Origin of the sequence: Kitasatospora viridis (genome assembly GCF_007829815.1) — a bacterium.
Taxonomy (GTDB): Bacteria; Actinomycetota; Actinomycetes; order Streptomycetales; family Streptomycetaceae; genus Kitasatospora; species Kitasatospora viridis.
The window spans coordinates 6,021,514-6,046,007 of the sequence record NZ_VIWT01000001.1; the positions used below are offsets into that span (position 1 = coordinate 6,021,514).

The following is a 24,494-nucleotide window of genomic DNA, read 5'->3' on the forward strand; positions in this document are numbered from 1 at the left end:
GCGTCGGTCCGAGCGCCGGCTGAGCCGGTGTCAGTGCGAGAACAGCTCGTCGAGGTGGTACCGGAGGATGCCCAGCGCCGCGTCGCCGTCGCGCTGGCCGCCCAGCACGCTGGAGCCCAGGCCGTTGACCATGGCGGCCAGCCCGGCGGCGGTGGCGTCGGGGTCCCGGTCGGGGGCGATCCCGCCGTCCTGCTGGGCGGCCCGGATCTGCCCGGCGAGGTAGCCCTCCAGCAGGTCGGGCTGGGCGGTGCCGTGCTTGGCGAGCAGCGCGGGGTCGTTCAGCACGAGGGTGTAGTAGGCGGCGTAGGTGCGGGCGATCCGGCGGCTCTCCGGGTCGGTGGGGAGGATGCAGGAGAGGATCGCCGTGATGGTGCTGCGCGGGGTGGGCGGGGTGCCGGCGGCGCTGATCCACTCGGCCATCCGGGCCCGGAGCTGCTCGCCGAGCCGGGCGAGTGCGTCCAGCAGCAGCCCCTCCTTGGTCGTGAAGTAGTACTGCACCAGCCGGAGTGAGACGCCGGCTTCGGCGGCGACGGCGCGCATGCTGGCCGACTGCAGGCCCTCGGTGTCGGCGATCCGCAGCAGCGCCTCGGCGATCTGTCGGCGGCGTTCCTCGTGATCGACGCGTGCGTTCATGGTTCCGGGCCTCCCTCGTGGTACACCCGTATCATGCTGTGATACACATGTATCATGCCAATCAGCCAGCCCACGCGAGTCAGCCGGTTCAAGAACGAGAAGGCTGAAGACCGATTCCGCACCGCCTACGAGCACGCCCTCGGCGAGCTGTGGCCCGGACCCCGGACGGCGCTGAACCTGCCGACCGCCTTCGGCACCACCCGGGTCTACCTCACCGGCCCCGAGCGGGCGCAGCCGATCGTGCTGCTGCCCGGTTCGGGCGGCAACGCGCTGATGTGGCACCGGTACCTCGGCGCGCTGTCCGAACACCACCGGGTGATCGCCGTCGACCCGGTCGGCGAGCCGGGCGCCAGCAGCCAGACCGCGCCGATCGCCGACGGGCGGGACGGCGCGGCCTGGCTGGAGGAGGTGCTGACCGGACTGGAGCAGGCCGGCGTGGAGCTGACCGGTGCTCAGCTGGTCGGCTGCTCCTACGGCGGGTGGACGGCGCTCTGCCACCAGCTCCACCACCCCGGCCGCGTCGCCTCGCTCACCCTGCTGGAGCCGGCCGGCTTCTCCGGCTACGGCGCGAAGTTCTACACCTGGCTGATCCTCGGCGGACTCGCCTCGACCGCGCCCCGGCCGCTGCGCCCCCGGCTGGCCCGGCTGGTCGGCAACAGCACCATCCTGGAGACCGAGCTGATGCGGCTGGTGCGGGCCTCGATGGGGTTCAGCCGGGCGCTGCCGGTGCCGCCGGTCTTCACCGACGAGGAACTGGCCCGGCTGACCGTGCCGATGCGCTTCCTGCTCGGCGGCCGCAGCGCGATGTACGACTCGCAGGCCGTCGCGGACCGGATCCGGCTGCTGCTGCCGGCCGCCGAGATCGAGGTGGTGCCCGGCACCGGCCACGACCTGCCGACCGACCGGCCGGACCTGGTGATCGAGCGGCTGCTCCAAGGGGTCAGCTGAGCGAGGCCAACTCGGTGTCCGAGAGCCGCAGCTGACCCGCCGCGAGGTTCTCGGCCAGGTGCTCCGGGTTGCCGGTGCCCGGGATGGCCAGCACGTGCGGGCCCTGGTGCAGGGTCCAGGCCAGGCGGACCTGGGCGACGGACGCGCCGTGCGCGCCGGCCACGGCGCGCAGCGCCTCGTCGTGGCCGGCCGCCGTGCCTGCTGTGCCCGTCGCCGTCCGGGGCCCGGCGATCGCGGCGAACGGCACGAAGGCGATGCCGAGTTCGCCGCACCGCCGCAGCAGCGCCTGCTGCTCGGCGGGCGCGGCGCCGACGCCGTACGGGTTCTGCACGCAGACCACCGGGGCGATGGCCAGTGCCTCGATCAGCTGCCGGTCGGTGACGTTGGAGACGCCCAGCTGCCGGATCAGGCCGGCCTCGCGCAACTCGGCCAGGGCGCCGAAGTGTTCGGCGATCGACCCGTCGCGGCGGCTCGGCGGCACCCGGAGGTTCACCACGTCCAGGTGGTCGCGCCCGAGTTGGCGCAGGTTCTGCTCGACCTGGCCGCGCAGCTGCTCGGGGTCGGCCCACCACCAGGCGCCGGACGGGTCGCGGTCGGGCCAGACCTTGGTGGTGATCACCAGGTCCTCGGGGTAGGGCGCGAGCGCGCTGTTGATCAGCTCGTTGGCGGAGCGGGTGGCGGAGAAGTAGAAGGCGGCCGTGTCGATGTGGTTCACGCCCAGCTCGACCGCCCGGCGCAGCACCCGGATCGCCTGCCCGCGCTCGCTCGGCACGCCGCCGAACGGCACGCTGCCGGTCAGGCGCATCGCGCCGAGGCCGATCCGATGGACAGTCAGGTCGCCGAGCCGCACCACTGGTGCGGGGCCGGACTTCATGTGGGAGTTGGAAAAAGGCATGAAAAAAGCCTCCCCGCCGGACAAGGACCCGGATCGAGAAGGCTCGCGCTCACCTATCCTCAGCCTATCATCGTTTCATCATCTGTCGCAGCAGTCCTGAGAGTTGACAGGCCGTCCGTGCACGCATGACGTAGCGGCCCAATGACGTAGAGTCACTGCCATGACCGAGGAGACCCAGGGCGTCGAGACCGCGCACCACTACTACGGCAGCAGCCAGGTCGACGGCTTCTACTCCGCCGTCTGGGGCGGCGAATCCATCCACACCGGCAGCTACCTGAGCGAGCACGAGTCGATCGCGACGGCCTCCCGCCGCACCATCGAGCGGGCGGCGGAGCGGATCGCCGAGCGGCTCGGCCGGCCCGGCACCACCGTGCTCGACCTCGGGTCCGGCTACGGCGGCCCGACCCGCTACCTGGCCGAGACCTTCGGCTGCAGGGTGGTGGCGCTCAACATCAGCGAGTCGCAGAACGAGCGGCACCGCCGGACCAACGCCGAGCGCGGACTCGACGGCCTGATCGAGGTGGTGACCGGCTCCTTCCAGGACATCCCGTTCCCCGACGCCGAGTTCGACGTGGTCTGGTCGCAGGAGGCGTTCTGCCACAGTCCCGACCGCGACCGCCTGCTCGCCGAGGCGGCCCGGGTGCTGCGGCCGCACGGCGACCTGGTCTTCACCGACGTGATGGCGGCCGACGGCGTCCCGCCCGAGGCCCTGCACCAGGTGATCGAGCGCCTGCGCGTGCCCGACCTGGCCACCCCGGGCTACTACCGCCGCCGGCTCGCCGAACTCGGCCTGTCCCACCTCGAATTCGACCAGCAGAACGGTCAACTCCGCACCCACTACGAGCGCCTGACTGAGGAGACCCGGAGCCGCCAGGACCAGCTGCGCCGCCTGGTCGGCCCCGACTACCTGGCCGAACTGCTGGCGAACCTCCCGCTCTGGGTGGACGCCTGCCGGGACGGGCGGCTCAGCTGGGGCGTCTTCCACGCCCGGCGGTGACACCCGCCCGCTCCGCCGTTCCCGGGTGCGCTACCCCCTGACCAGCTTCTCCAGGTCGGCGATCGCGCCCTGGATCGGCGGGAGCGCGAGCATCCGGCGTTGTGCGCGGCGGGAGTTGGCGGTGTGTGCCGGGTCGGTGAGGACGCGGTGGCAGGTGGCGGCGACGTCGGCGGGCGCCGGGATGCGCAGGCCGAGGCCGAGCTGCTCGACCCGGTCGGCGTTGGCGGGCTGGTCGCCGAAGCAGGGGAGGACGGCCATCGGCACGCCGGCGCCCACCGCCTCGCGGATGCTGTTGTAGCCGCCGTGGGTGAGCAGCAGTTGGGCGCAGCGCAGCAGCAGCGGCTGCGGCATCGAGTCGACCAGGTGCACGCGGTCGGTGGGCAGCGACGGCAGGTCCACCGGGAGGCCGCCGGTGGCGATCACCGCCTGGCAGTCCAGCTCGGCCAGCCCGGTGGCGATCGCGCCGAGCAGGCCGACCGGGTCCAGCCCCACGGTCGGGACGAACGGCAGGACGGTGCCGAGCGAGGCGAGCACCAGCGGCTGGTCGGCGGGCAGTTCGGCGATCCATTCGGGCAGCACGGTGTTCGGGTCGACCTCGGTGGGCTGCCGGTAGCGGTGGAAGATGCCGCCGGGGTGGCCGGCGAAGGAGAGCCCGGCGGGCATGCAGTCCAGCCGGCCGTGGCGGTGCACGGCGGCGGGGTCGGGCTCGGGGGGCAGGTCGAGGTCGGCGCGGCGCTGGTTGAGGTGGGGCAGCAGGGCCACCGGGTCCAGGTGGTTGGCGGCCCCGGAGGGTGCGCTCAGGTGCGGCACGCCGAGCGTCTCGGCCACCAGGTAGCCGGCGAACTCGCCGCCGTCGCGGATCACCAGCTGGGGCCCGAACTCGCGGGCCACCGGCAGCAGCGCGTGGTAGCTGTCGGTCACGTGCGGCCCGGCGAAGATCTCCAGGACCAGCTCCTCGGACGGCCCGGCGTCCCGGTCCACGGTGACCAGCGGGTCCACCAGCAGCGGTTCCAGCCGCAGCGGCAGGCCGGCGAGCGGTGCGAGCAGTCTGGCGGGCGCCGCGACCAGCACCTGGTGGCCGGCGGTGGCCAGGGCCGAGGCCAGCGGCCGCACGGCGTTGACGTGGGAGGGCGATCCGGTGACGGTGACAAGGACGCGCACGGTGGTTCTCCTGACGGGAGATCGGTCGCCGGGCCGGCGGGCGGTCGTCAGTCGCAGCGTACGTGAACGACTGATCGGGTGTCAGGCGGACCCGCGGGCGCGCCGGGGGCGGACGGCGGTGCGCCGGGCGGGCGCGCGCCGGTCACGGGCAGTGAGCGCCCGGGTCGGGCCGGTGGCGGCGCGGGCGGGCCGCCGGGCGACTCGGGCAGCTTCGGTGAACATTCGCGCGATTTCCGTTATCCGGCTCCCGGCCGGGGGTCTCCTGTCTCGTAGGGCAGTCGACCGTAGGAGCACAGATGACGCATTACCCGACCGAGGAGCTGACGGACCGGTACGTCCCGAGCGCACCCGAACGGCGGGCGGGCGGCGGATCGCACCGCAAGGTCGGTAGCGGCGGGCGGCGCCGCCGGGCGCGGCGCGGGTCGGCGGCCAAGCCGCTGCTGGCCGTGGTCGCGGTCGCGGCGACGGCCACCACCGCGATGCTCGGCGGCAAGGTGCTGTTCGGCTCTGGCCCGCAGGACGGCCGGGCGGCCTCCGCGCCGGACCCGCAGCTGCCGGGGGCGGGCGTACCGATCGACGCACCGTCGGTGACGCCCAGCCAGTCGGCCGCCCCGCAGGCGGTGTCGGCCTCCCCGACCGCGAGCGTCGGCCCGACCCGGCTGCCCGGTGCCGGCACCAGCACGACGCCGGTGCAGCGGGCCGCCTCGGCCTCCGCCCGCCCGACCGCGGCCGCCCCGAGCACCAGTGTGCTGGCGGCCGTGCCGTCGCAGGCCCCGGCGACCCAGTCGACCGGCTCGGGTTCGGGCTCAGGTTCGGGCTCGGGCTCGGGTTCCGGCGCCGACCTGGACGCGGCGGCGAACCAGGTGCTCGCGCTGATCAACCAGGCCCGGGCCGCCCAGGGCGTGGCCCCGCTGACCATGCTCTCCGGGCTGCAGAGCAGCGCGAACGCCCACAACCACACCATGGCGGCGGGCTGCGGCCTGCAGCACCAGTGCCCGGGCGAGGCGGCCTTCGGCGACCGCGAGCACGCGGCCGGCGTGCAGTGGGGCACGGCCGGCGAGAACATCGGCGACGGCGGCCCGGTGGCCAACACCACGGATGCGATAGCCGCCATGGCGGTCGGCCTCACCAAGGACATGCTGGCCGAGCAGCCGCCCAACGACGGCCACCGCCGCAACATCCTCAACCCTGACTTCCACCACATCGGGATCGAGCTGCTGCGCGACTCCTCGGGGACGGTGTGGATGACCCAGGACTTCTCGGACTGAGGCGGCGTCCGTCAGCCGGGCAGCAGGCGCTGCGGGGCGGTCAGTTCCACTCCTGCAGCTGCCAGCCCTGGTAGAAGGCGTCCTGCGAGGCGCCGTTGCAGGCGTAACCACGGACCCCGTACTGCGAGTTGTCCAGGCAGATCGACGGGCTGTTCGGCAGGCCGTTCTTCAGGACGATCTCCTGCCCGCCGGAGGAGTCCGTGCGGAACCAGACCTCCCAGTTCTGGTACCCGTTGATGAAGCTGCTCCAGTTGCACGAGTAGGTGCGCAGGCCGTACTGCGGCGACCAGTCCAGGCAGCCGTTGCTGCCGGGGGCCTGGCTCTGCAACTGGGCGCCATCGGTGACGTCGTCGGTGTTGATCGCCTTCCACTTCTGGTAGCCGTTGTTGTAGCTGGGCGCGTTGCAGGGGTACATCCGCAGGCCGTACTGGCTGGAGTTGTCCAAGCAGTTGGCGCTGGTGCCCCAGTCCGAGCTGATCTGGTAGCTGCCGTTCTGGGTCCACCAGCCCGGCCCTACGTCGGCCTGGGCGCTGCCCGTGCTGATGACGCCCAGGCCGGCCGCCAGGCCGATGGCGGCCGCGGCCGAGCCGAGGCGGTGAAGAGTGCTGCGCATGTGCGGGTCCTTCCCCCGTAGAGGCCACGGAGGCAGGACGGTTGGACCGAGCCCCCGTACCGGTCTGCGCCGGAAGCTATCGGGCGCCGAGCGGCAACGACAACCCCTGGCGGGTCAAGATTCCGTGAGCGGCGGCACCGCCGGGGCCGGCCCCAGGGTGGTGGTGCCGGGCGTGGACTGGTGGCCGAGCCCGGCCCGGTAGGTGTCCAGGGCCTGCTCCAGGCGGCCGGTGCGGCGCAGCAGGTCGCCGAGCAGGCGGCAGAGGTCGGCCAGGTCGGCGCTGGCGCCCGCCTGTTGGAGCAGGTCCAGCGCGGTGCGGTAGTGCCGCTCGGCCTCGTCCGGCGCGCCGCGCTCCTCGGCGATCAGCCCGAGCAGGCGGTGGGCGGCGCCCGCGTGCACCGCGCCGCGGTGCGGGTGGAGCGCGTCCAGCAGCTCGGCGAGCAGCTCGGCCGCCTCGGCGCTGCGGCCCGAGCGGCGCAGCACGTCGGCCAGCTCGACCTCGATCTGCCGGATGTACAGGTCGGCCTGACGGTCCGTCAACATTTCGCGCGCGGTGCGCAGTTCGCGCTCGGCGGCGGCGAGGTCGCCGTGCTGGGCGCGCAGGTAGCCGCGCATCCAGTGGCAGTGCGCGAGTTCGGTGCGGATCCGCAGCTGCTGGTAGAGCTGCTGGGCCTGCGCCAGTGCGGCGTCGGCCTCGGCGGTCCGGCCGTCGGCCAGCAGGGTGCGGGCCACCGAGCGGTGCAGCCGGGCCACCGCGACCGGGTCGTCCACCTGCGGGGCCAGGGCCAGGGCGAGTTCGGCGGCCTGCGCGGCGCGGCGGTGGGCGCCCAGGTCCAGGTAGGGGGCGATCACGGCGGAGTAGAGCAGCAGCAGGGCCTGCGGGTCGGGTAGGCCGCCGTTGTTCAGCTGGTCGATCGCGCTCTCCAACAGGTAGCAGGAGTAGCGCAGGTCGCCCGCGAGCAGGTGGGCCACCGCCCGCCCGCGCAGCGCGGGCACCCGGCGGGGGAGCGGGGCGTCCCGGAGCAGCTCCTCGGCGGCCTCGAAGTGGCCTATCGCCAGGTCGAGTTCGCCGTGCTCCAGGGCGCAGTCGCCGAGCCCGAGCAGCGCGTCGGCCCGCTCCTGGGACAGGCCGTGCAGCCCGGCCTCGTCGGCCAGCCCGGCGAACCGCTCGGCCGCGTCGGCGGACCGGCCGGTGCACAGGGTCTGGCGGGCGTCGGCCAGCCGCAGCCGCAGGTCGGTGGCCAGGTGGGCGGGGCGTCCGGTGGCCAGCTGCTCCGCGGTGGTGCCGAGCCGTTCGGCGAAGAACCGCAGTGCGTTCTCCGAGGGGCGGACCCGGCCGGCCTCCAGGGTGGACACGTAGGCGGCGGTGTACGCGGGTTCGGCCAGCGCGCGCTGGGTGAGGCCGCGTTCGGTGCGCAGGGCGTGGATCCGGCGGCCGATCAGCAGTCTGTCGTCGTCCTCGTCGTCGGCCATGTCGCTCCTGTTCCGAGGGGTCTGAGGGGTGGTCACCCGGCACAGGCTATTGCGTGCCGGTGCGGCCGCCGCTAGCTTAACTCGTCATGTAAGCGGGCTTGAATCGGTAGTTGAGTCCGGGCACACGAGCCGGGACTTCCCCTCGCTGAATGGACCCCCCACATGCGCATACGCTCAGTCCTGGCCGCCGTCGCGACGGCGCTCGGCCTGTTCACCGCCCTGCCCGCGCCCCAGGCACTGGCCCAGGCACCGCTCGCCCCGGTGGTGCCCTCGGTGGCGCCGCTCGCCACCGGATCCGGCCCGGTCTGCTGGTTCGGCGCCTGCTATGACTACGTGTCGGGCCGTCAGAAGACCGACACCGCGGGTGCCAGCATCCTGATGACGCAGTCCGCGCCGACCATCAAGCCCGGTGACACCGAATCGCACTCGCTGCAGGAGCTGGCGGTGCAGTCCGCGGACCAGAAGTCCACGGTGGAGGTCGGCTGGACGGTCGACCTCGGGCTCAACGGCGACCTGCGGCCGCACCTCTTCGTCTACCACTGGGTGGACGGGCAGGAGAGCTGCTACAACGCCTGCGGCTTCGTGCCGGTCTCGCACACCGTCACGGCCGGCATGGCGGTGCGCCCCGGCGAGGCCGCGCGGTTCACCATCGTCAACCTCGGCGGCGACTGGTGGATCCTCTACGACCAGCAGCCGGTGGGCTACTTCCCCGGCTCGCTGTGGAACGGCGGCTACACCCGGGCGCAGACCATCACCGCCTTCGGCGAGGTGGCGCACGCCGCCGGCAGCACCTGCGAGACCATGGGCGACGGGCGGCTCGGCAGCGCGCCGGGCTCCGGCTGGATCCGCGACTTCCAGCTGCTCGGCTCCGCCGACCGGCCGCAGCTGACGGTCACCTCGACCAGCCCGGCGCTCTACGACTCGGGCGCGGTGCGGGCGACCTCGTTTCGCCTGGGCGGCCCCGGGGCAGGGCCCTGCTGACGGACCGGCACGACTGCGCGCCCGAGGGGCGGTCCCACCCGGACCGCCCCTCGGGCGCGTGCTGCGCCAGTTGTGAGCTGCGCCACATCCAGGAATCGCGTGCAGCAGGTGGTGGCCCGCATCCGTCATGCAGGCAGTAACAAGATCGGGAGGACGAATGAGTACAACGGCAGGCGACCGGTGATCGGCCTCCGGCGCGGCCGCGAGACGGCGGCCGAGCGGATCGACTTCACCGAGTTCGTGCAGCAGCGGTCGGCGGCGCTCTTCCGCACCGCCTACCTGCTGACGGGCAGTCGGGAGACGGCCGAGGACCTGGTGCAGGAGGCGCTGGAGAAGGCCTACCGGCGCTGGTCGCGGATCTGCGCGGCCGACTCGCCGGAGGCGTACCTGCGCCGGATGGTGGTGAACCTCGCCAACGACCGGTGGCGCCACCAGCGCCACGACGGGGGCGAGGCCGCCGGAACGGCGGAGGACCGCGCCGCCGACGACGACCCGTTCGCGCTGGTCGACCTGCGTGAGGAACTGGTCCAGGCACTGCACGCGCTGCCGATCGGCATGCGCACTGCGGTGGTCCTGCACTACCTCCACGACATGGACGACCAGCAGATCGCCGAGATGCTGAACGTCTCGCCCAGCACCGTGCGCTCACAACTCTCCCGGGCCCTGGTCAAACTGCGCGCCGCGCGCCGACCGGCCGGACCGTCGCAGGGCGGCCGGGCCGTCGCCCGGCCCCTCACCCTCCTCGATCTCAAAGGCGTGTGACGACTCATGACCTCCTTCGACCCGCACAACGGCTCCACCGGGTTCGTCCCGGACTCTGACTCGGACTTCGGAAAGGCACTGATCCAAGCCATGGACGACTTCTCGCACTCGGCCTCCGCCCCGTCCTTCGACTCCGCGGGCATCGTCCGCCGGACCCGGCGCCGCCGCGGCGTGCTGGCGCTCGCCGGGTCGGCGGCTGCCGTCGCGGCGGCGGTGACGCTGACCCTGACCCTGGGCACCTTCTCCGGCGGATCGACCGTCGCGGTCGCCGCCGCGCCCACCGCCGCGCCCACCGCCTCGTACGACAACGAGCTGCCGCCGAGCGCCGACGTCGCCCAGCCCATGCCGCAGGACACGAACGCGAACGCCGTCGTGGTGCCCGACCTGATCGGCATGAACCAGGAGCAGGCCACCCACGCGCTCCGGGTCCTGGGGCTGGACGTCTCGGTCGGCCAGACGCACACCAACGTGAACCCGCAGTTCTTCCCGTCGGCGCACGCGAGCCTGATCGGGCCGGGCGGCCAGGTCCCGGTCGGAATCGTCGCCTACACCAGCCCGGCTGCCGGTACCCGGGTCGCCCCGGGCACGATCATCGGGATCGGGATCACCCACGAATGACGAGGCCTCACGGCGTCACGATGGCGAAGTTCGGGTCCGGTGCGTCGAGCAGGCCGAGCAGCTGGGTCAGCAGTCCCGGGTCGCCGGCCATGGTGATCCCTTCGGTGCCCAGGCCGGCCAGCGCGCCCAGTAGTTGGGGCTTGGTCATCGTCATGGTCAGTCCGGCGGTGGGGTCCGGGCGGTCGTCGGTGGTCCAGGTGAGCACCCCGTGGGCCAGCCGCAGGTGCCAGTAGGCGTCCTCGACGAACCAGTCGACGGCGAGTGAACTGTCCCAAGCACGCGGCCCGTTGAGCCGCACCGCGAGACCGTCGAGGAGCTGTCCGACGGTGAGCGCGAGGAACATGTCGATGCCCGCGCCGGTGCGCTGCGCGGTCTGCACGCCCTCGGTGAGTTCGAGGGCCCCGGTGAGGTAGAAGTTGCGCCACACCGCGTTCTCGGCACCGTGCGCCAAGGTGGTGTACAGACCGGCGAGTTGGTCGCGGGCCGCCCGGTCGTCGGGGTCGTTGAAGACGGCGTGGTTGAGCAGGGTCACCGCGAACCGCAGGTCACCCGCCCGCGCGTACCGCTCGGCTTGTTCGCGCACCGCCGCGTTGCCGCCGAGGACTTCGACCCAGCGCCGGGCCTCCTCGACCGGCGGCAGCTCCCACAGGTGGGCCGGGTTGCCGTCGAACCAGCCGAGGTAGCGCTGGTAGATCCCCTTGACGTTGTGACTGAGCGAGCCGTAGTAGCCCTGGTTGGCCCACACCGAGGCGATGGCGGGAGGGAGTTGGAGTTCCTCGGCGATCTCGGCCGGGGTGCGCCCCTGGTTGATCAGGCGCACGGTCTGGTCGTGCAGGTAGGCGTAGAGGTCGCGCTGCTGGGTGAGCAGGGCGGTGATCCGCTCGCCGCCCCAGGTCGGCCAGTGGTGGGAGGCGAAGGCGACGTCGGCCGCGCCGTCGTAGAGGCCGATCGCCTCGGTGAGGTAGCCGGCCCAGGCCCGGGCGTCGCGGACCTGGGCGCCGCGCAGGGTGATGATGTTGTGCATGGTGTGGGTGGCGTTCTCCGCCATGCAGACCGCGCGCAGGTCCGGGAAGAGGAAGTTCATCTCCTCCTGGCACTCGGTGCCGGGCGTCAGTTGGAACCGGATCCGCACGCCGTCGAGGGTCACCTCCTCGCCGGTGGCGGTGACGTACCGGGTGGGGGCGATCAGGCCGACGGTGCCGAGCGAGACCGTCAGGCCGAGCCCACAGCCGAGTTGCGCGGCCGCGCCGGCGGGCAGGTGGGCGCCGTACATGTAGCCGGCGCGGCGGGCCATCGCGGTGCCGACGTGCAGGTTCTCGCTGACCGCGTGCTCCATGAACCCGGCCGGGGCGAGGATCGGCACCTCGCCCGCGCCGTCCGGCAGCACGCCGCGGCAGCCGCCGAAGTGGTCGACGTGCGGGTGGGTGTAGATCATCGCCCGGACCGCGCGGTCGCCGCGGTGCTCCCGGTAGAGCCGCAGCGCGGCGGCCGCGGTCTCGGCGGAGATCAGCGGGTCGATCACGATGATGCCGCTGTCGCCCTCGACGATCGTCATGTTGGACAGGTCGAGCCCGCGGACCTGGTAGATCCGGTCGGTGACCCGGTAGAGCCCTTGGCGGGAGAGCAATCGGGCCTGCCGCCACAGGCTCGGGTCGGCCGTCGCGGGGGCCGGCTCGCCGTCGGCGAGGAAGGCGTAGGCCGCCGGGTCCCAGGCGGTCCGGCCGTCGGCGGTGCGGATCGGCCCGCCGGTGAACGCGGCGATGAACCCCCGGTCGGCGTCGGCGAAGTCGGTGTCGTCGGTGAAGTCGGGCCCGTTGAGGGGGGTTGACCCGGTGGCCGAGCCCGGTCCGGCGGTCTGCGGGTTCGGGGCGAGCGCGGCCGCGGCGGCGCCGGCGGTGTCGGGGCGGTGCAGAGGCGTCATGGTCCACTATTGCAGTGAGGCTGCAACAAGAGTCAAGATGCCTTCCCCGAGTCAGGCCCGCACGGGCCGACCGCCAGCAGGAGGAGGCCGTGGTGCCCGCAGAGGAACCGAGCGTGGGTGGGCTCAGGAGCCGGATCGGCCCGGCGCTGGTGCTCGACGCGGTGCTGCCCCCGGCCGCCTTCCTGGCCGGACTGGCGGCCGCGCACGGGCGCCCGCTGCCGGGGGTGGCGGCGGCCGTCGGCGCGGCGGTGCTGCTCGCGGCCTTGCGGCTGGCCCGCCGCGAGGGGGTGCGGGCGGTCGCCGCCTCAACCGCCTTCGTGCTGGCGGCGGCGCTGGCGGTGCGGGGCAGCGGGCGGGCGGTGGACTTCTTCCTGCCGGAACTGCTGCTGAACGCGGCGCTCGCACTCTGGTTCGCGCTCTCGCTCGCACTGCGGCGGCCGGCCACCGCCGCGGTGCTGCGGCTGCTCCGGGTGCGCGCCGAGCCGCGCGGGCAGGCGGCGGTGACCGGGGTCTGGCTGGCCTTCTGGTGCCTGCACGTCGCGGTGGAGACGCCGCTCTACCTGGCCGGGCAGGTGTTCTGGCTGGGCCTCACCCGGATCGTGCTCGGGCCGCTGCTCTGGCTCCCGGTCGGGTGGCTGAGTCTGCGGGCGGCTCGGCGCCACCATTGACGTTACGTCAAGCAGACGCCCGGCACAGTGAATTGACGGACAGTCAGGCCAGTAGCGCGAGCAGCGTCCGGCCGAGTGCCCGCACCGCGTCGTCCGGGGTCAGCCCGCGCCGGGCGCGCAGGTGCTCCCAGGTCGCCCAGGAGCAGGCCGCGTCCAGCGCGTCCAACAGGCCGCCCGGCTCCGCCGCGCCGGGGGACTCGGCCAGTTCGGGCGCGAAGATCAGGGCCAGGTCGTCGCGGAACCACCGGTCGCCCTCGGCCATCACCTGGCGCAGCGCGGGGGAGTCCGGCTCCAGGGCGAGGCCGACCCGGCGGATCGGGCTCATCAGCTCGTACATCCGGGCGCGTTGCGCGAGCAGCGCCGCGACCTTGCGCCGGGTCGCCCAGGCCGGCTTCACTGGCTCGGCCAGGGCTTGCCAGCGTTCGGCCTGGCGGCGCGCGGCCGCCTCGTACATCGCCTCGCGGTCGGTGAAGTGCACGAAGGCGGTGCGCTCCGAGACGCCCGCGCGGTCGGCGATCTGCTTGCGGGTCGGCTCCGGCGCGCCCTCGCCGACCAGCTCCAGCAGCGCCTCCACCAGCGCCGCGCGGGTCCACTCCGGGTCCCGGCGCCACTTGCGGGTGGGCGGGGTCTCACGAGCACCGTTCATCCGGCCATCGTCGCAGATCAGCGCGCCGGTTTGGACAGAAGTTGATTCTTCAACTATATTGGACGCAGGATCTCACCGCAGGCGCTCAATGCAGGAGGAACGATGGAAACCCGCGTCATCGACAACCCCGAGAAGTCCCGCTTCGAGATCCGGGACGGTGCCGAACTCGCGGGCTTCGCCGAGTACCACCGCTCGGGCAGCGAGATCGCCTTCATCCACACCGAGATCGACCCGGCCTTCGGCGGCCGGGGCCTGGGCGGCGAGCTGGCCCGCGCCGCGCTCGACGCGGCCCGCGAGCAGCAGCTCGACGTGCTGCCGTACTGCCCGTTCATCCGGGGCTGGATCACCAAGCACCCCGAGTACGCCGACCTGGTGCCCGCCTCCCACCGCGCGCGCTTCGGCCTGTGAGCGGCGAGGGGATTGCGATGACCGAGGCCGCCACGACCCCCGTGCACCGGCGGGTCTTCATCGACAAGCAGAGCCCGGAGGCCTACCAGGCGATGCTGGCCGCCGCCGACGTGGTGCACCGCACGGCCGAGGCCGCCGGGCTGGACCGCGTCCTGGTCGAGCTGGTCAACCTGCGGGTCTCGCAGCTCAACGGCTGCGCCTACTGCCTCAACGTGCACACCCGGGCAGCCCTGCGGGCGGGCGACACCGCCCAGCGCCTCGGCGTGCTGGCGGCCTGGCGGGACACCGAGCTCTTCACCCCGCAGGAGCGCGCCGCCCTCGCCCTCGCGGAGGCCACCACCCACCCGGCGGACGCCACCGCCCAGGAGGCCGCCTACGCCGAGGCTCGGGCCGTGCTGACGGAGGATCAGCTCTCCGCCGTGATCTGGGTGGCGATCACCATCAACGCGTTCAACCGGGTCTCCATCCTGAGCAAGCACCCGGTGCGGGCGATCCCCAAGCAGTCCTGAAGGCGCTGACGGCGCGTCAGAGCGCCACGATGCCCTCGCCGCCGGCGCCGCCCGGGACGGTCTGCGCGCCGATCCTGGTCAGCGAACCGTCGTGCTCGACGGTGAACTCGTCGACGATCCCGTTCACGCCGGTCTGCACGTAGAGGTGGCGCCCGTCCGGGGTGGCCGCCGCGTCCACGGTGCCGGGGTCGGTGGGGGTGTTGCCCAGCACGGCGAGGTGGCTGCCGTGGTCGGTGGCGCGGACGCCGGTCAGCGTCGAGCTGCCCGCGTTCGAGGTGTACAGCACGTCGCCGGCCCGGACCACCCAGCAGACCGCCGCCTGGCCGGTGTCCGCCGCGGCCTCCCGCACGGCCCGGCCGTCGGCGCCGATCCGGTACGCGGCCAGGGAGTTGGTGCCGACCTCGGTGACGAACAGGCCGTGCCGGCCGTCCGGTACGAAGCCGAACGGCACCGCACCGGGCAGGCCGGTCACCACGGGGGCGGGCGAGGGCGCGCCGGAGTGGTCGATCCCGAAGACGGCGATGCTGCTCCCGTTCCCCTTGGTGGTCACCACCAGCTGCGAGCCGTCGGCCAGGAAACCGATCTGGGCGGGGGTGTGGGTGAACTGCGGCATCGCGTTCGGGTCCAGCCCGAGCGCGCGGTGCCAGCCCGCCTCCGTCTCCAGCTGCCCGCGCACCACCCGGTAGCCCTGGACCGCGCCGCCGCCCAGCGCGTCCAGCACGTACACCCGGTCGCCGTGCACCGCGAAGCCGACCGGGAACTCGCCGCCGGACGGCAGCACCTGACGCAGCGTCAGTATCTCGCCCTGGACCGAGAAGACCGACACCGTGTTGCTCCCGGCGTTCACCGCGTACAGCAGCCGGTGCGCCGCGTCGTACGCCAACGCCCCCTGCGAGGCCGTGTGGTCCGCCACCGAGCCCTGCAGCACCCCGCCCCGGCCGCCGGTCGGGTACACCGCCTGCTGGGTCAACTTCCCGTCGGCCGAACGGTGATAGGCGACGACCTGGTTGCCGCCGGGGTTGTCCGTCTGCACGAAGACGGGGTGCGCGGCGGGTGCGTCGGCGGCGGAGGCGGCGGGCGCGAACGCGCCGGCCAGGGCCAGCGCGGCCGCGACGGACACGCCGATGCGGGTGATCTTGTTCATGGTGGTTCCGCTCCTTCGAGAGCCGTGGGTCGTCCTGCTCGCAGGCTATGGCGGGATGCCTGCAGTGAGCCGGAATCCTGAGCGGACGTCAGACTCTCGTTAGAGACGGTGCGGACCGGACGCCCGCCCGGGGGTCAGTGCTCGGTGCCGTCGTGGATCTTGGCGACGGCCGCGGCCATCTGCTGGATGTCGGCCGCGTTGGGTGCCTTCGCCCCGGCGCCGGTCGCCCGGGAGAGGATGATCCCGTGCTGGAGGTCGGACCAGACGCAGATGGCCGGCCAGCTGGAGATGTCCGGCGGGTTGCAGTAGAGGGTGCCGGGCAGCGAGGACGGCATCAGCTTCAGGTCGCCGGAGGCCGCCTCCTTGGAGTTCTGGTCGTCGAAGCTGGCGACGGGCTGTCCGATCATCAGGCGCCACATCTCGCGCTGCGGCCAGATGGTGTTCTGCGGGGCGTTGCCGTACAGCCCGGTGGTGCCGTTCTGCAGGCCGAGGGCGCCGGCCATGTCGTCCAGGCCCGGGAGCGGCGAGGCGTCGGTGTTGCTGTAGCGCAGGGCGTCGCCCTCGATCGAACGGGGGAGCGTGAGGGGGTGGTTGTCCGGAGCGGTCAGCGCCTGCACCGTGAAGTACCCGCCGACCAGGACCGCCACCACGACGACTGCGCCGGCGGCCTTGGCACCGCGGCTCATGCCGGTCCGCCCGGCCGGCGTCCGGCGCCTGCTCGTTCGATCACCGGGTGCTGCTGGACCCGCGGTGCCGTACGCCGGCCGCCGCACCGACGGGTCCTCCGGTCTCGCGCCGCGCAGGTTCCCACTGTTGCTCACGATCCACTCCCACGTTCGCCACCAGTCGTTCAGGGGGAGAACGTAGGGCCAGGCGACACCCGGGCGCAATCGCTGCTGGCCGGGCGGGTGCCGGGAACGCGAAACGGCGATCTCGGTTGTGTCGACGGGGAGTTGTCAGGGGCCGGTCAGGATGACGGGCGGGGCGGCGCCCAGGCCGGTCAGCAGGCCAACATCTTCTGGATCGCCTGGCGGCTCACCCCCAGTTCGCGGGCGATGTCGGACTGGGTGACCCCCTGCTCCAGCAGGGACTTCATCAGGTCGCGCCGCTCGACGGCGAACCGGCGGGCCAGGGTGGTGTGGTGGATGGCCTGGGCGCGGGCCTCCTTGATGCGTTCGATGGTCGCGCGGTGGGCGGAGAGATCGCTGTGTTCCGGCATGCGACCATGCTGACAACCAGGGGTTGCCACTGTCAACCCCTGGTTGTCACGGTGCTACTCGGGGCGGGTGAACCCGTAGGCGCGCTCGACCTTGCCGACGTGCACGGTGAACGACTCGTACCAGCGCGCCCGGCCGTCGGCCCGGGCGATCCGGTGGTCGGCCTGCTTGCGCCAGGCGACGATCGACGCCTCGTCCCGCCAGTACGAGACGGTGATCCCCAGGCCGTCGGCGGCGCGCGCCGAGTCCACGCCGAGGAAGCCGGGCTGCTCGGCCGCCAGCTTCAGCATCCGGGCGGACTGCTCGCCGTACCCGTCGGCGTCGGAGGTCCGCAGGGAGGTGAACACCACGACGTGGTAGGGCGGTTCGGGCAGCGGGGCGGGCTCGGACACGGAGTGCTCCAAGGGACGGGCCGACAGGGGCAAGCCAACGATCCCCTGCCCCCGCCGGGTCCACAACCCCGCCTCCGGACAGATCAGTTGAGTGGGCATCAGATCGCGCTCGGGATGTGGCGGGCCGCCGCGAGCCGGGCCACCGTGCGCAGCCTGGTGAAGTAGCGGGCGCAGTACTCCTCGTTGATCAGCGGCAGGATCCGGTCGGCGCCGGCCAGGCACTCCCAGAGGGCGTCCAGTCCGTCGTCGTCGAGTCCGCCGTCCAGCTCCCGCTGGACCAGCCCGGTGAGGTCGGCGTCCAGCAGCACCAGCTCCACGCCGGCCAGGTCCACGCCCAGGAAGCTCGCCGGGAACGGTGCGCGCCGGTGCTCCTGCCAGAGCCGGGTGAGCTGTTCCTGGGGCGGCGGGACGGCCACCGGTCCGGTGAGCGCGCCGACCGCGGCGTAGACGGTCCGCAGGATGCCGACGGCCGCGGAGGGGGTGAGCGCACCGCTGGTCACCTCCCCCAGCGCGATCCGCTCGCGCAGCCGGTGGGCCCGGTCGAGTTCCGCGCCGAGCCCGGCGCCGAACAGCTCGGCGCCGACGGCCCGCGCGATCAGCTCCTGCGGCGTCCCGTCGCCGCCCAGCCGCTCGCGCAGCGCCTGCTCCAGCCCGAGCAGCCCGTGGGTGACCGCGACCGTGGCGAATTCGTAGCGGTAGTAGGAGTGCCGGACCAGCTCCCGGGCGGTCTCCAGCGCGCTGAGCACGCTGCGTGACGCACCGTCGGGCAGCACCAGCGGTCCGACCAGCTCGGCCATGTCCGCGAAGTCGCGGGCCAGGTCACGGGCGCGCGGGTCCGGCGTCGGCGCCGGCACCGGTATGGGCGTGGGCACGGGAGCCGGCACCGGCCCGGAGGCGGGGGTCACCTGGCCGCCTGCCCGGCCGGTCCCCCCAGCGGCGCTGTTCGCCGGGGTCCGTCGAGGATGCCGGCGGGGTCGGCGGCGTCAGAGGTGCCGGAGATGTCTGTGATGTCGGAGGCGTCGGGGAGGGCATCGGTGAACTGGGACGACATGGCGTGTCACTGCTCCCGGTGTGGCCTGACGGGGTGTCTGTCCGACCCTTTCCCCGCGTCACACCCGGCACACCCGCGATTTCGCCTTTCGCGATCCGCCGGAGCGGGCGGGTGCGACGACGGCGGGGCCGTCCCCCTCGCTCAGAGAGGGGGACGGCCCCGCCGTGGTCAGCGAGCGGTTGTCACCAACCGCAGTTACCAGATCCAGCCGAACGGGAAGCCGTACGAGGCGACGTAGCCGGGCGCGGGGGTGCCCACACCGGTCACGTCGTCGTAGCCCTCGGTGGCCGACAGCGAGCTGTCGTGGCCCATGGTGCGGACCGAGGTGGTCAGGCCGCCCGAGGCGTCGGTGGAGTTGGTGAAGTCCACCCGGACCTGCGAGATGTCCTGGTCACCGCGCGGGTGGTCGGTGACGTCGTGCAGCAGCGGGGTGTCGAACCGGTCGTAGATCGACGGGTTGGCGAAGCCGATCGGCAGGTGCCGGGCCTGCTGGGCCAGCGCCTGCACACCGGCGATCACCGGCGCGGCCAGCGAGGTGCCGCCGATCCGGTACTCGTCGTAGCTCACCGAGCCGTCGGGCCACGACTGGGTCTGGCCGACCAGGAAGCCGGTGTTCGGGTCGGCGACCGCCGAGATGTCCGGCAGGGTGCGCATCGGGGTGCTGCCGTTCGCCTTGGAGAGCGAGTCCGGCACGATGCCGCGCTGGTAGAACGGCTGCGGGGTCAGCGTGCTGGTGCCGCCGCCGGCGCCGCCGTTGAAGCCGCCCGGGAATCCGGTCCAGCTCTTGCCGTCCGCCGAGAGCAGGGCCTTGTCGGTGCCCCAGCCGGTCTCGAACAGGTACTTGTTGTTCTTGCCGACCGCCAGCGAGGTGCCGCCGACCGCGGTGGCCCAGGCCGAGTCGGCCGGGGTGGCGACCTGCTTCTTGCCGGTCGAGGCGGCGTTGTCGCCGTCGTCACCGGAGGAGAAGTAGAAGCCGATGCCCTCGACCGCGCCCATCTTGAAGGTCTGGTCGTAGGCGGCCTGGCTGTCCGCGGTGGCGTTGGCCTCCACGTCGGCCCAGGAGTTGGAGACGATGTCGGCCAGGTGCTGGTCGACCACCTTGTTCAGGGCGTCCAGCAGGTCGGGGTCGTTGCAGGAGGCGGCGCCGACGAACTTGATGTCGGCGTCCGGGGCCATCGCGTGCACGGCCTCGACGTCCAGCGACTCCTCGCCGTACCAGCCGGAGGCGCCGCACGAGTCGGTGCTGTTCCAGGCCGCCGGCAGGACCTCGGAGTACTGGCCCTTGCGGTAGGCCTTGTCGCCGTTGCGCTGGGCGTAGTTGGCCGCGTCCGCCGCCATGGTCGGCGAGGCGTAGGCGTCGGTGATCGCCACCGTGACGCCCTTGCCGGTGAAGTGGCCGGCGCCGTAGGCGGCGCGCAGCTGCTTGCCGGTGTAGCCGTGGATCACGTACGGCAGCTTGTTGCCGTCGGCACCCGCGGGCAGGTTGTCCGCGGTGTTCGACCCGAAGTAGGTCGAGTACGGGCCCGAGGTGCGGAAGCCCGCGCCGGGGCCGGGCAGGGTGTCCTGCGGGGTGGCCTGGTGCGGGGCGCCGTCCAGACCGGTGACGGTCAGCACCACGCCGGCCAGCGCGCTCGGCGCCGAGGCGGCCTGGTCCGGCGCCTGGTAGGTGTGGCCGTCCTGGCTGCGGTAGTTGTGCAGCGAGGTGGCGAAGGCTGCCTTCACGGCGGAGGCGCTGCCGGAGACCGCCACGTAGTGCTGGGTGGTCTCGGTGATGGTCAGGCCCGAGGACTTCAGCCACGAGGTGACCGCGTCGACCTGCTGCTTGGTGGCGCCGAAGCGCTGCTGCGCCTGGTCGGCTGTCAGGTACTTGCCGTACTGCGGCGAGTTCGGGTCGGAGACCGCCTGGGCGTAGGCGGTCAGGCCCTGCGGGTCCTTGCCGGCCAGGTAGACCCGGGCGGTGACCGGCGCGTTGGCGGCGGTGGCACCCTGGTCGGCGGCCTTGGCGGTCCAGGTGGGCTCGGTGCCCGCGAGCGCGGCACGGCCGTTCGGGACGGTGTCCGCCTGAGCGGTGGGGATGCCGACGGCGAGGGCACCGGCGAGCAACGGCAGGATCGCCGCCGCGCTCAGTCCGGTACGCCGCTGGGCACGGGTGATCTTCATGTTCCCCCCTGCGTTGGATGTCGTACGCACGCACCGCTGGCAGCACGGATGGCTGCTCAGGCCGCAGCAGTAGCAGGAGCCGCGGACGTGCTTGGCAGGAACGGATCATACCTGCGACCTGCGCGGATCAATAGGCCTCAAAAGGCACAACATCTACGTCGGAAGGGCACAACCCCGGTCAAGGGCTGTCGAGTTGTCCGAGTTGCCCGATGAGTCGCACTGCGGCGGCCTGTCCGCTTTGACACCGGTATGGCGGACCGTCGACGGGTTCGTGACGTGTTGTGCGGCTCGGCGTCCTGCCGGCAGTCGGTCAGCCCTGCTGGTCCCGGCGGAAGTCGCCGGGCGTGCGGCCGGTCTCCCGGGCGAAGAACTTGCCGAAGTTGGTCGCCTCGGTGAACCCGAGCGAGCGGCCGATCGCCGCCACCGGAAGGTCGGTGTGCGCCAGCAGTCGCTGCGCCTGCAGCGCCACCCGGGCGTCGGCGAGCTGCTTGGCCGTCCGTCCGGTGGCGGCCAGGCAGGCCCGGGTCAGCGTGCGGGGGGAGTAGCCCAGGCGTCCGGCGTAGTCCGCCACCGAGCGGGTGCGAGCGAAGGACTGCTCCAGCTCGCGGCGGAAGGCGAGGTAGGCCTCGCCGCCGGGGCGGTCGGGCCCCGGGCGGTCCGGGTCCGGCAGCCGGGCGGTGCGGACCAGCAGCGCGGCGAGCAGCTGGCGCAGCAGCGTCGCCGTCAGTTCGGGTGCCTGGCACAACTCCCGGTACTCCGCCGCCAGTTCACCGACCGCCAGGTCGAAGGTGCGGAACTGAGTGTCCGTCAAATGCCAAGCCGATGAACCGAACCCGGCCAGCAGGTCGGCCGTCGCGGGCAGCTGCGGCGGGAAGCCGGGGGTGAACAGCACCAGCACCGCGTCCAGCCGGGCCGGCCGGCCGTCGGCGCCGTACGGCAGGCGCTGCACCTGACCCGGCCGCAGGTGCAGCAGGGTGCCCGGCCCGCACGGGTGGGTGACGAAATCGACCATCGCGGTGCCCTCGCCGCCGCGCACCAGCAGTAGCTGGTGGAAGTCCAGCCGGCTCGGCCGCCGTGCCACCGAGGGCCGCAGCCGCCTGCACAGCTCGCCGAAGTCCAGCACCTCCAGGTCGGCGGGTGCCCGGTCCGGGTTCTCGTAGGCGATGTCGACGACCTCGCGCTGTCCACTTCTGACCATCTCGGGTCCGGACTCTACCTCGTCCGACCACCGCGGTCGGCGGGATCGTGGAGGCACACCGAAACCGACACCCGACGAAACGAGGCCCCCGTGCCCGCCACCACTCCCGCCCAGCTCCCGGTGCTCTTCCAGGACGCCCTGAACGCCGCCGACCTCGACGCGGTGCTGCTGCTCTTCGCCCCGGGCGCCGCCATGCGCACCGTCACCGGCGAGTACCTCACCACCCCCGAGGCGCTGCGCACCGAGATCGCCGGCCTGATCGCCGCCCGCGGCAGGCTCACCAACGTCTCGCGCCACACCCTGCCCGGCGGCGACGCCGCCCTGCTCGTCACCGACTGGACCATGGAACTCGACGCTCCCGACGGCACCCGGGCCGCCTCCAGCGGCACCACCGCCAACATCGCCCGCCGCGACGCCCTGGGCAGCTGGCGGTTCGCCCTGCTCAATCCGCTCGGCACCGCCTGAGCCGACTGGCATACTCCCTCCTTCGGGCCCGAACGGGCCCTGGAGGAGGGGAGTTGAGCCATGGATGACGACGCACTGCGCGGACCGCTGGCCCGAGCGGTGACCGACGCGCTCGGCGGCGGGCTGCTGGACGTCCGGCGACTGCGCGGCGGTAGCAAGAAGGGTGTGCTGCGGCTCGAACTGGCGGGCGGCGAGAGCGTGATCGCCTACCTCTGGTCGGCGGCGGAGGACCACTGGCCGCAGGCGGACCGGGACGCGGCCGAGCGCGATCCGCTCGGGCACGCCAGCGGGCTCGACCTGTTCGAGGCCGCGCACCGCCGGCTCGACTCGCTCGGCGTCCGCACCCCGCGGCTGTTGCACGCCGACCGCAGCCACCGCCGGCTGCCCGCCGACCTCGCCCTGGTCGAGGACCTGCCGCGCGGCAGCCTGGAGTTGATGCTCGATCAGGAGCCGGAGCGGGCCGAACCCGTGGTCGACCGGCTCGCCGGGACGCTCGCCGCGCTGCACGCCGACACGGCCCCCGCCATGGGAAAGGTCGGCGCGGTCGAGCGGCTCGGCCAGGGGGGTCGCGAGGGTGGGCAGCGCGGCTGCGAGCACGTGGTGCTGGAGCGCGCGCTCGCCGACCTCGCCGAGGCGGCCGGCCGGGAACCCCGGCTGGCCGCCGTCCGCCCCCGCCTGGAGGAGCTGCTCCGGGAACGTGCCGCGGCCGTCCGCCCGCGCAGCCGGTTCCGACTGATCCACGGCGAACTCGGCCCGGACCACGTGCTGGTGGACCGGGAGGACCGGCCCGCGCTGATCGACATCGAGGGGTTGATGTACTTCGACGTGGAATGGGAGCACGTGTTCCTGCGGATCCGGTTCCACGAGCGGCACGACCGGCTGGCGACCGTGGAACTCGACCCCGCCCGGCTCGCCCTCTACCGGCCCGCGATGCGGCTCTCCCTGGTGGCCGGGCCGCTCCGGCTGCTCGACGGCGCCTTCCCGGGGGACCGGGAGGCGATGCGCGCGATCGCGGAGCACAATCTCCGGCGGCTGCTGGATGAAATTGCACCACTATTCTGACGGAAAGTCAGTTCTCTTGTTCTGCCGGTGAATTGAGTAGCAATCGGATGAATTCCCGGCCACGGGATCGGCGCGGCCCACCTGGTCGGCGCCTCGCTGGGCGCGGCCTTCACCCCCGTCGCGGGGATGGGCCACTCGTTCTGCGCCCCGGGCCTGCCCGCCCGGTCGGGCGCCCTCATGGCCGACCACACCGCCCGCTGAGCAGGAGCGCCGGCGAGCCGGGCTCGCCCCGGTCCGGCCCGGTGCGGCAGCATTCCGAGGGTGACGACGGTGACACGCGTAGTGGTCGAACGGTGGCAGGTGCTCCGCACGGTGCGGCTGCGGGCGCTGGCCGACTCCCCGGGCGCGTTCGGCGCGACCTGGCAGGGCGAACAGCGGCAGCCCGAGGCCTTCTGGCGGGCCCGCGCCGAGCAGGGCTGCTGGTTCCTCGCGCACGACGGCGGCGGCCACCCGGTCGGGGTGGTCGCCGCCGTGGCCGCACCCTCGGGTGAGCCGGCCGAGCGTCAGCTCGACGCGATGTGGGTGGAGCCGCGGTGGCGCGGGCGGGGCGTCGGCGAGGCGCTGGCCGGCGCCGTGCTCGCCTGGGCGGCCGAGCAGGGCGCCGACCGGGTCTCGCTCACCGTGGTGGACGGCAACGACGCGGCGCGCGGGCTCTACCTGCGCCTCGGCTTCCGGCCGACCGGCGAGCGCGAGCCCCGCCCGCGCGACCCGGGGCGGTGGCGCGAGCGGATGCGGGTCGGGCTGGCCGGGCCGGGGTCAGGGCTGGCGGGTGCGCGAGGCCGCTGACCCGGTTGAGCCGGGCGGGTGGTGGTCCGTCAGGCGAGCAGCTTCTGCTTGGCCTTCTGGTACTCCTCCTCGGAGAGGTCGCCGTTGCGCTTGAGCTCGGCCAGCCGGGCGAGCTCGTCCACGTGGCTGGCCGCGGCCGAGCTGCCGCCGGGCCCGTCCGGCGTGCCCGCCGCGTCGCGGATGTAGGAGCGGAACGCCGCCTCGGACTGCCGGACCTGTTCGGCGTCGCGCCGACCCATGCCCTGACCCCGGGCGATCAGGTAGATCAGGATGCCGATGAAGGGCAGCAGGATCACGAAGGTCAGCCAGCCGGCCTTGCCCCAGCCGCTCATGTCGTGGCTGCGGAAGATGTCGCTGATCACCTTGAAGAGCAGGAAGAGCCAGAGGATCCAGAGGAAGAACTCCAGCATGGTCCAGAACAGGTTGAGCAGGGGGTAGTCGTGCATCGGGCTTCCCTTCGGGCCTTTCGGGCCGGGGGTGGGGCTCCGTCAGCCGACCCGGCGTCAGGCCGACCTGGC

General features: G+C 73.2%; 27 protein-coding genes. 12 read left to right on the forward strand and 15 right to left on the reverse strand.

Translation table 11 applies throughout. The features are described from left to right. Positions 1 to 30: 30 nt before the first annotated feature. Positions 31 to 633, reverse strand: coding sequence for a TetR/AcrR family transcriptional regulator (locus tag FHX73_RS26870; protein WP_145907885.1), 603 nt, complete (start codon positions 631 to 633; stop codon positions 31 to 33). Positions 634 to 687: 54 nt separating this feature from the next. Here FHX73_RS26870 and FHX73_RS26875 point away from each other — a divergent pair, with 54 nt between their 5' ends. Next, a complete protein-coding gene (locus FHX73_RS26875) occupies positions 688 to 1,581 on the forward strand; it encodes an alpha/beta fold hydrolase (protein WP_145907886.1) in 894 nt (297 codons plus the stop codon). Here FHX73_RS26875 and FHX73_RS26880 read toward each other — a convergent pair. After that, positions 1,574 to 2,476 (reverse strand): aldo/keto reductase, encoded by a 903-nt coding sequence (locus tag FHX73_RS26880; protein WP_246213740.1) that lies wholly within the window; start codon positions 2,474 to 2,476, stop codon positions 1,574 to 1,576. The genes FHX73_RS26875 and FHX73_RS26880 overlap by 8 nt on opposite strands. Before the next feature lie 160 nt (positions 2,477 to 2,636). Between FHX73_RS26880 and FHX73_RS26885 the strand changes: the two genes are divergently transcribed. Next, the gene (locus FHX73_RS26885; RefSeq protein WP_145907887.1) at positions 2,637 to 3,473 is read left to right on the forward strand and encodes an SAM-dependent methyltransferase; all 837 of its coding nucleotides are present in this window, start codon (positions 2,637 to 2,639) and stop codon (positions 3,471 to 3,473) included. Between the two features lie 30 nt (positions 3,474 to 3,503). Here the strand turns inward: FHX73_RS26885 and FHX73_RS26890 are convergent, their stop codons facing one another. After that, complete coding sequence (locus FHX73_RS26890) at positions 3,504 to 4,634, reverse strand: glycosyltransferase (RefSeq protein ID WP_145907888.1); 1,131 nt, start codon at positions 4,632 to 4,634, stop codon at positions 3,504 to 3,506. A 296-nt stretch (positions 4,635 to 4,930) separates the two neighbouring features. Here FHX73_RS26890 and FHX73_RS26895 point away from each other — a divergent pair, with 296 nt between their 5' ends. After that, a complete protein-coding gene (locus FHX73_RS26895) occupies positions 4,931 to 5,902 on the forward strand; it encodes a CAP domain-containing protein (protein ID WP_145907889.1) in 972 nt (323 codons plus the stop codon). A gap of 40 nt (positions 5,903 to 5,942) precedes the next feature. Here the strand turns inward: FHX73_RS26895 and FHX73_RS26900 are convergent, their stop codons facing one another. Beyond that, entirely contained in the window at positions 5,943 to 6,515 is a 573-nt protein-coding gene (locus tag FHX73_RS26900; protein ID WP_145907890.1) for a hypothetical protein, read from the reverse strand. A 114-nt stretch (positions 6,516 to 6,629) separates the two neighbouring features. Further along, positions 6,630 to 7,988: a helix-turn-helix domain-containing protein gene (locus FHX73_RS26905; protein ID WP_145907891.1), complete on the reverse strand. Its 1,359-nt coding sequence runs from the start codon at positions 7,986 to 7,988 to the stop codon at positions 6,630 to 6,632. 162 nt (positions 7,989 to 8,150) lie between these two features. Between FHX73_RS26905 and FHX73_RS26910 the strand changes: the two genes are divergently transcribed. From FHX73_RS26910 to FHX73_RS26920, 3 genes are all read left to right on the forward strand, one after another. Then, positions 8,151 to 8,969 carry a neprosin family prolyl endopeptidase gene (locus tag FHX73_RS26910; protein WP_145907892.1) on the forward strand — a complete coding sequence of 273 codons (819 nt, stop codon included), beginning with the start codon at positions 8,151 to 8,153 and terminating at the stop codon, positions 8,967 to 8,969. A gap of 180 nt (positions 8,970 to 9,149) precedes the next feature. After that, complete coding sequence (locus FHX73_RS26915; protein ID WP_246213741.1) at positions 9,150 to 9,731, forward strand: SigE family RNA polymerase sigma factor; 582 nt, start codon at positions 9,150 to 9,152, stop codon at positions 9,729 to 9,731. A gap of 6 nt (positions 9,732 to 9,737) precedes the next feature. Further along, the gene (locus tag FHX73_RS26920) at positions 9,738 to 10,349 is read left to right on the forward strand and encodes a PASTA domain-containing protein (protein WP_145907893.1); all 612 of its coding nucleotides are present in this window, start codon (positions 9,738 to 9,740) and stop codon (positions 10,347 to 10,349) included. A gap of 7 nt (positions 10,350 to 10,356) precedes the next feature. Here the strand turns inward: FHX73_RS26920 and FHX73_RS26925 are convergent, their stop codons facing one another. Further along, positions 10,357 to 12,270 (reverse strand): alkyl/aryl-sulfatase, encoded by a 1,914-nt coding sequence (locus tag FHX73_RS26925; protein ID WP_145907894.1) that lies wholly within the window; start codon positions 12,268 to 12,270, stop codon positions 10,357 to 10,359. 113 nt (positions 12,271 to 12,383) lie between these two features. Between FHX73_RS26925 and FHX73_RS26930 the strand changes: the two genes are divergently transcribed. After that, complete coding sequence (locus FHX73_RS26930) at positions 12,384 to 12,938, forward strand: DUF3159 domain-containing protein (RefSeq protein WP_170305037.1); 555 nt, start codon at positions 12,384 to 12,386, stop codon at positions 12,936 to 12,938. A gap of 43 nt (positions 12,939 to 12,981) precedes the next feature. Here the strand turns inward: FHX73_RS26930 and FHX73_RS26935 are convergent, their stop codons facing one another. Next, positions 12,982 to 13,584, reverse strand: a complete 603-nt coding sequence (locus tag FHX73_RS26935) for a TetR/AcrR family transcriptional regulator (RefSeq protein ID WP_145907896.1) — start codon at positions 13,582 to 13,584, stop codon at positions 12,982 to 12,984. A gap of 102 nt (positions 13,585 to 13,686) precedes the next feature. Here FHX73_RS26935 and FHX73_RS26940 point away from each other — a divergent pair, with 102 nt between their 5' ends. Together FHX73_RS26940 and FHX73_RS26945 are read left to right on the forward strand one after the other, a co-directional pair. Then, on the forward strand, positions 13,687 to 13,992 hold the full coding sequence (locus FHX73_RS26940) for a GNAT family N-acetyltransferase (RefSeq protein ID WP_145907897.1): 306 nt from the start codon (positions 13,687 to 13,689) through the stop codon (positions 13,990 to 13,992). A gap of 17 nt (positions 13,993 to 14,009) precedes the next feature. After that, positions 14,010 to 14,501 carry a carboxymuconolactone decarboxylase family protein gene (locus FHX73_RS26945; RefSeq protein ID WP_145907898.1) on the forward strand — a complete coding sequence of 164 codons (492 nt, stop codon included), beginning with the start codon at positions 14,010 to 14,012 and terminating at the stop codon, positions 14,499 to 14,501. Between the two features lie 16 nt (positions 14,502 to 14,517). Here the strand turns inward: FHX73_RS26945 and FHX73_RS26950 are convergent, their stop codons facing one another. The 7 genes from FHX73_RS26950 to FHX73_RS26980 all read right to left on the reverse strand — a co-directional run bounded on the left by FHX73_RS26950 (position 14,518) and on the right by FHX73_RS26980 (position 21,663). After that, the gene (locus tag FHX73_RS26950; protein WP_145907899.1) at positions 14,518 to 15,645 is read right to left on the reverse strand and encodes a lactonase family protein; all 1,128 of its coding nucleotides are present in this window, start codon (positions 15,643 to 15,645) and stop codon (positions 14,518 to 14,520) included. Positions 15,646 to 15,779: 134 nt separating this feature from the next. After that, on the reverse strand, positions 15,780 to 16,331 hold the full coding sequence (locus FHX73_RS26955) for a hypothetical protein (protein ID WP_145907900.1): 552 nt from the start codon (positions 16,329 to 16,331) through the stop codon (positions 15,780 to 15,782). A 314-nt stretch (positions 16,332 to 16,645) separates the two neighbouring features. Continuing rightward, positions 16,646 to 16,864 (reverse strand): helix-turn-helix domain-containing protein, encoded by a 219-nt coding sequence (locus tag FHX73_RS26960; protein WP_145907901.1) that lies wholly within the window; start codon positions 16,862 to 16,864, stop codon positions 16,646 to 16,648. A gap of 54 nt (positions 16,865 to 16,918) precedes the next feature. Next, a complete protein-coding gene (locus FHX73_RS26965; RefSeq protein ID WP_246213742.1) occupies positions 16,919 to 17,254 on the reverse strand; it encodes an antibiotic biosynthesis monooxygenase family protein in 336 nt (111 codons plus the stop codon). A 98-nt stretch (positions 17,255 to 17,352) separates the two neighbouring features. Continuing rightward, a complete protein-coding gene (locus FHX73_RS26970) occupies positions 17,353 to 18,126 on the reverse strand; it encodes a hypothetical protein (protein ID WP_145907903.1) in 774 nt (257 codons plus the stop codon). A 374-nt stretch (positions 18,127 to 18,500) separates the two neighbouring features. Next, positions 18,501 to 20,465, reverse strand: a complete 1,965-nt coding sequence (locus FHX73_RS26975; protein ID WP_145907904.1) for a S53 family peptidase — start codon at positions 20,463 to 20,465, stop codon at positions 18,501 to 18,503. A 310-nt stretch (positions 20,466 to 20,775) separates the two neighbouring features. Further along, a complete protein-coding gene (locus FHX73_RS26980) occupies positions 20,776 to 21,663 on the reverse strand; it encodes a helix-turn-helix domain-containing protein (protein WP_145907905.1) in 888 nt (295 codons plus the stop codon). Between the two features lie 90 nt (positions 21,664 to 21,753). Between FHX73_RS26980 and FHX73_RS44925 the strand changes: the two genes are divergently transcribed. The 3 genes from FHX73_RS44925 (at position 21,754) to FHX73_RS26995 (ending at position 23,976) form a co-directional block, all read left to right on the forward strand. Further along, a complete protein-coding gene (locus FHX73_RS44925; RefSeq protein ID WP_170305038.1) occupies positions 21,754 to 22,128 on the forward strand; it encodes a YybH family protein in 375 nt (124 codons plus the stop codon). A 60-nt stretch (positions 22,129 to 22,188) separates the two neighbouring features. Beyond that, positions 22,189 to 23,190: a phosphotransferase family protein gene (locus tag FHX73_RS26990; protein WP_145907907.1), complete on the forward strand. Its 1,002-nt coding sequence runs from the start codon at positions 22,189 to 22,191 to the stop codon at positions 23,188 to 23,190. 270 nt (positions 23,191 to 23,460) lie between these two features. Then, positions 23,461 to 23,976, forward strand: a complete 516-nt coding sequence (locus FHX73_RS26995) for a GNAT family N-acetyltransferase (RefSeq protein WP_211786259.1) — start codon at positions 23,461 to 23,463, stop codon at positions 23,974 to 23,976. Positions 23,977 to 24,005: 29 nt separating this feature from the next. Here FHX73_RS26995 and FHX73_RS27000 read toward each other — a convergent pair whose 3' ends face one another. Then, complete coding sequence (locus FHX73_RS27000; protein ID WP_145907909.1) at positions 24,006 to 24,422, reverse strand: SHOCT domain-containing protein; 417 nt, start codon at positions 24,420 to 24,422, stop codon at positions 24,006 to 24,008. Positions 24,423 to 24,494 lie beyond the last annotated feature (72 nt).

What these genes read in the sequence shown, in the direction of transcription:
- FHX73_RS26870 (WP_145907885.1), bottom strand. Translation starts at nt 633, where the DNA reads ATGAACGCACGCGTCGATCACGAGGAACGCCGCCGACAGATCGCCGAG.
- FHX73_RS26875 (WP_145907886.1), top strand. Translation starts at nt 688, where the DNA reads ATGCCAATCAGCCAGCCCACGCGAGTCAGCCGGTTCAAGAACGAGAAG.
- FHX73_RS26880 (WP_246213740.1), bottom strand. Translation starts at nt 2,476, where the DNA reads ATGCCTTTTTCCAACTCCCACATGAAGTCCGGCCCCGCACCAGTGGTG.
- FHX73_RS26885 (WP_145907887.1), top strand. Translation starts at nt 2,637, where the DNA reads ATGACCGAGGAGACCCAGGGCGTCGAGACCGCGCACCACTACTACGGC.
- FHX73_RS26895 (WP_145907889.1), top strand. Translation starts at nt 4,931, where the DNA reads ATGACGCATTACCCGACCGAGGAGCTGACGGACCGGTACGTCCCGAGC.
- FHX73_RS26900 (WP_145907890.1), bottom strand. Translation starts at nt 6,515, where the DNA reads ATGCGCAGCACTCTTCACCGCCTCGGCTCGGCCGCGGCCGCCATCGGC.
- FHX73_RS26905 (WP_145907891.1), bottom strand. Translation starts at nt 7,988, where the DNA reads ATGGCCGACGACGAGGACGACGACAGACTGCTGATCGGCCGCCGGATC.
- FHX73_RS26910 (WP_145907892.1), top strand. Translation starts at nt 8,151, where the DNA reads ATGCGCATACGCTCAGTCCTGGCCGCCGTCGCGACGGCGCTCGGCCTG.
- FHX73_RS26920 (WP_145907893.1), top strand. Translation starts at nt 9,738, where the DNA reads ATGACCTCCTTCGACCCGCACAACGGCTCCACCGGGTTCGTCCCGGAC.
- FHX73_RS26925 (WP_145907894.1), bottom strand. Translation starts at nt 12,270, where the DNA reads ATGACGCCTCTGCACCGCCCCGACACCGCCGGCGCCGCCGCGGCCGCG.
- FHX73_RS26935 (WP_145907896.1), bottom strand. Translation starts at nt 13,584, where the DNA reads ATGAACGGTGCTCGTGAGACCCCGCCCACCCGCAAGTGGCGCCGGGAC.
- FHX73_RS26940 (WP_145907897.1), top strand. Translation starts at nt 13,687, where the DNA reads ATGGAAACCCGCGTCATCGACAACCCCGAGAAGTCCCGCTTCGAGATC.
- FHX73_RS26945 (WP_145907898.1), top strand. Translation starts at nt 14,010, where the DNA reads ATGACCGAGGCCGCCACGACCCCCGTGCACCGGCGGGTCTTCATCGAC.
- FHX73_RS26950 (WP_145907899.1), bottom strand. Translation starts at nt 15,645, where the DNA reads ATGAACAAGATCACCCGCATCGGCGTGTCCGTCGCGGCCGCGCTGGCC.
- FHX73_RS26955 (WP_145907900.1), bottom strand. Translation starts at nt 16,331, where the DNA reads ATGAGCCGCGGTGCCAAGGCCGCCGGCGCAGTCGTCGTGGTGGCGGTC.
- FHX73_RS26960 (WP_145907901.1), bottom strand. Translation starts at nt 16,864, where the DNA reads ATGCCGGAACACAGCGATCTCTCCGCCCACCGCGCGACCATCGAACGC.
- FHX73_RS26975 (WP_145907904.1), bottom strand. Translation starts at nt 20,465, where the DNA reads ATGAAGATCACCCGTGCCCAGCGGCGTACCGGACTGAGCGCGGCGGCG.
- FHX73_RS26980 (WP_145907905.1), bottom strand. Translation starts at nt 21,663, where the DNA reads ATGGTCAGAAGTGGACAGCGCGAGGTCGTCGACATCGCCTACGAGAAC.
- FHX73_RS26990 (WP_145907907.1), top strand. Translation starts at nt 22,189, where the DNA reads ATGGATGACGACGCACTGCGCGGACCGCTGGCCCGAGCGGTGACCGAC.
- FHX73_RS27000 (WP_145907909.1), bottom strand. Translation starts at nt 24,422, where the DNA reads ATGCACGACTACCCCCTGCTCAACCTGTTCTGGACCATGCTGGAGTTC.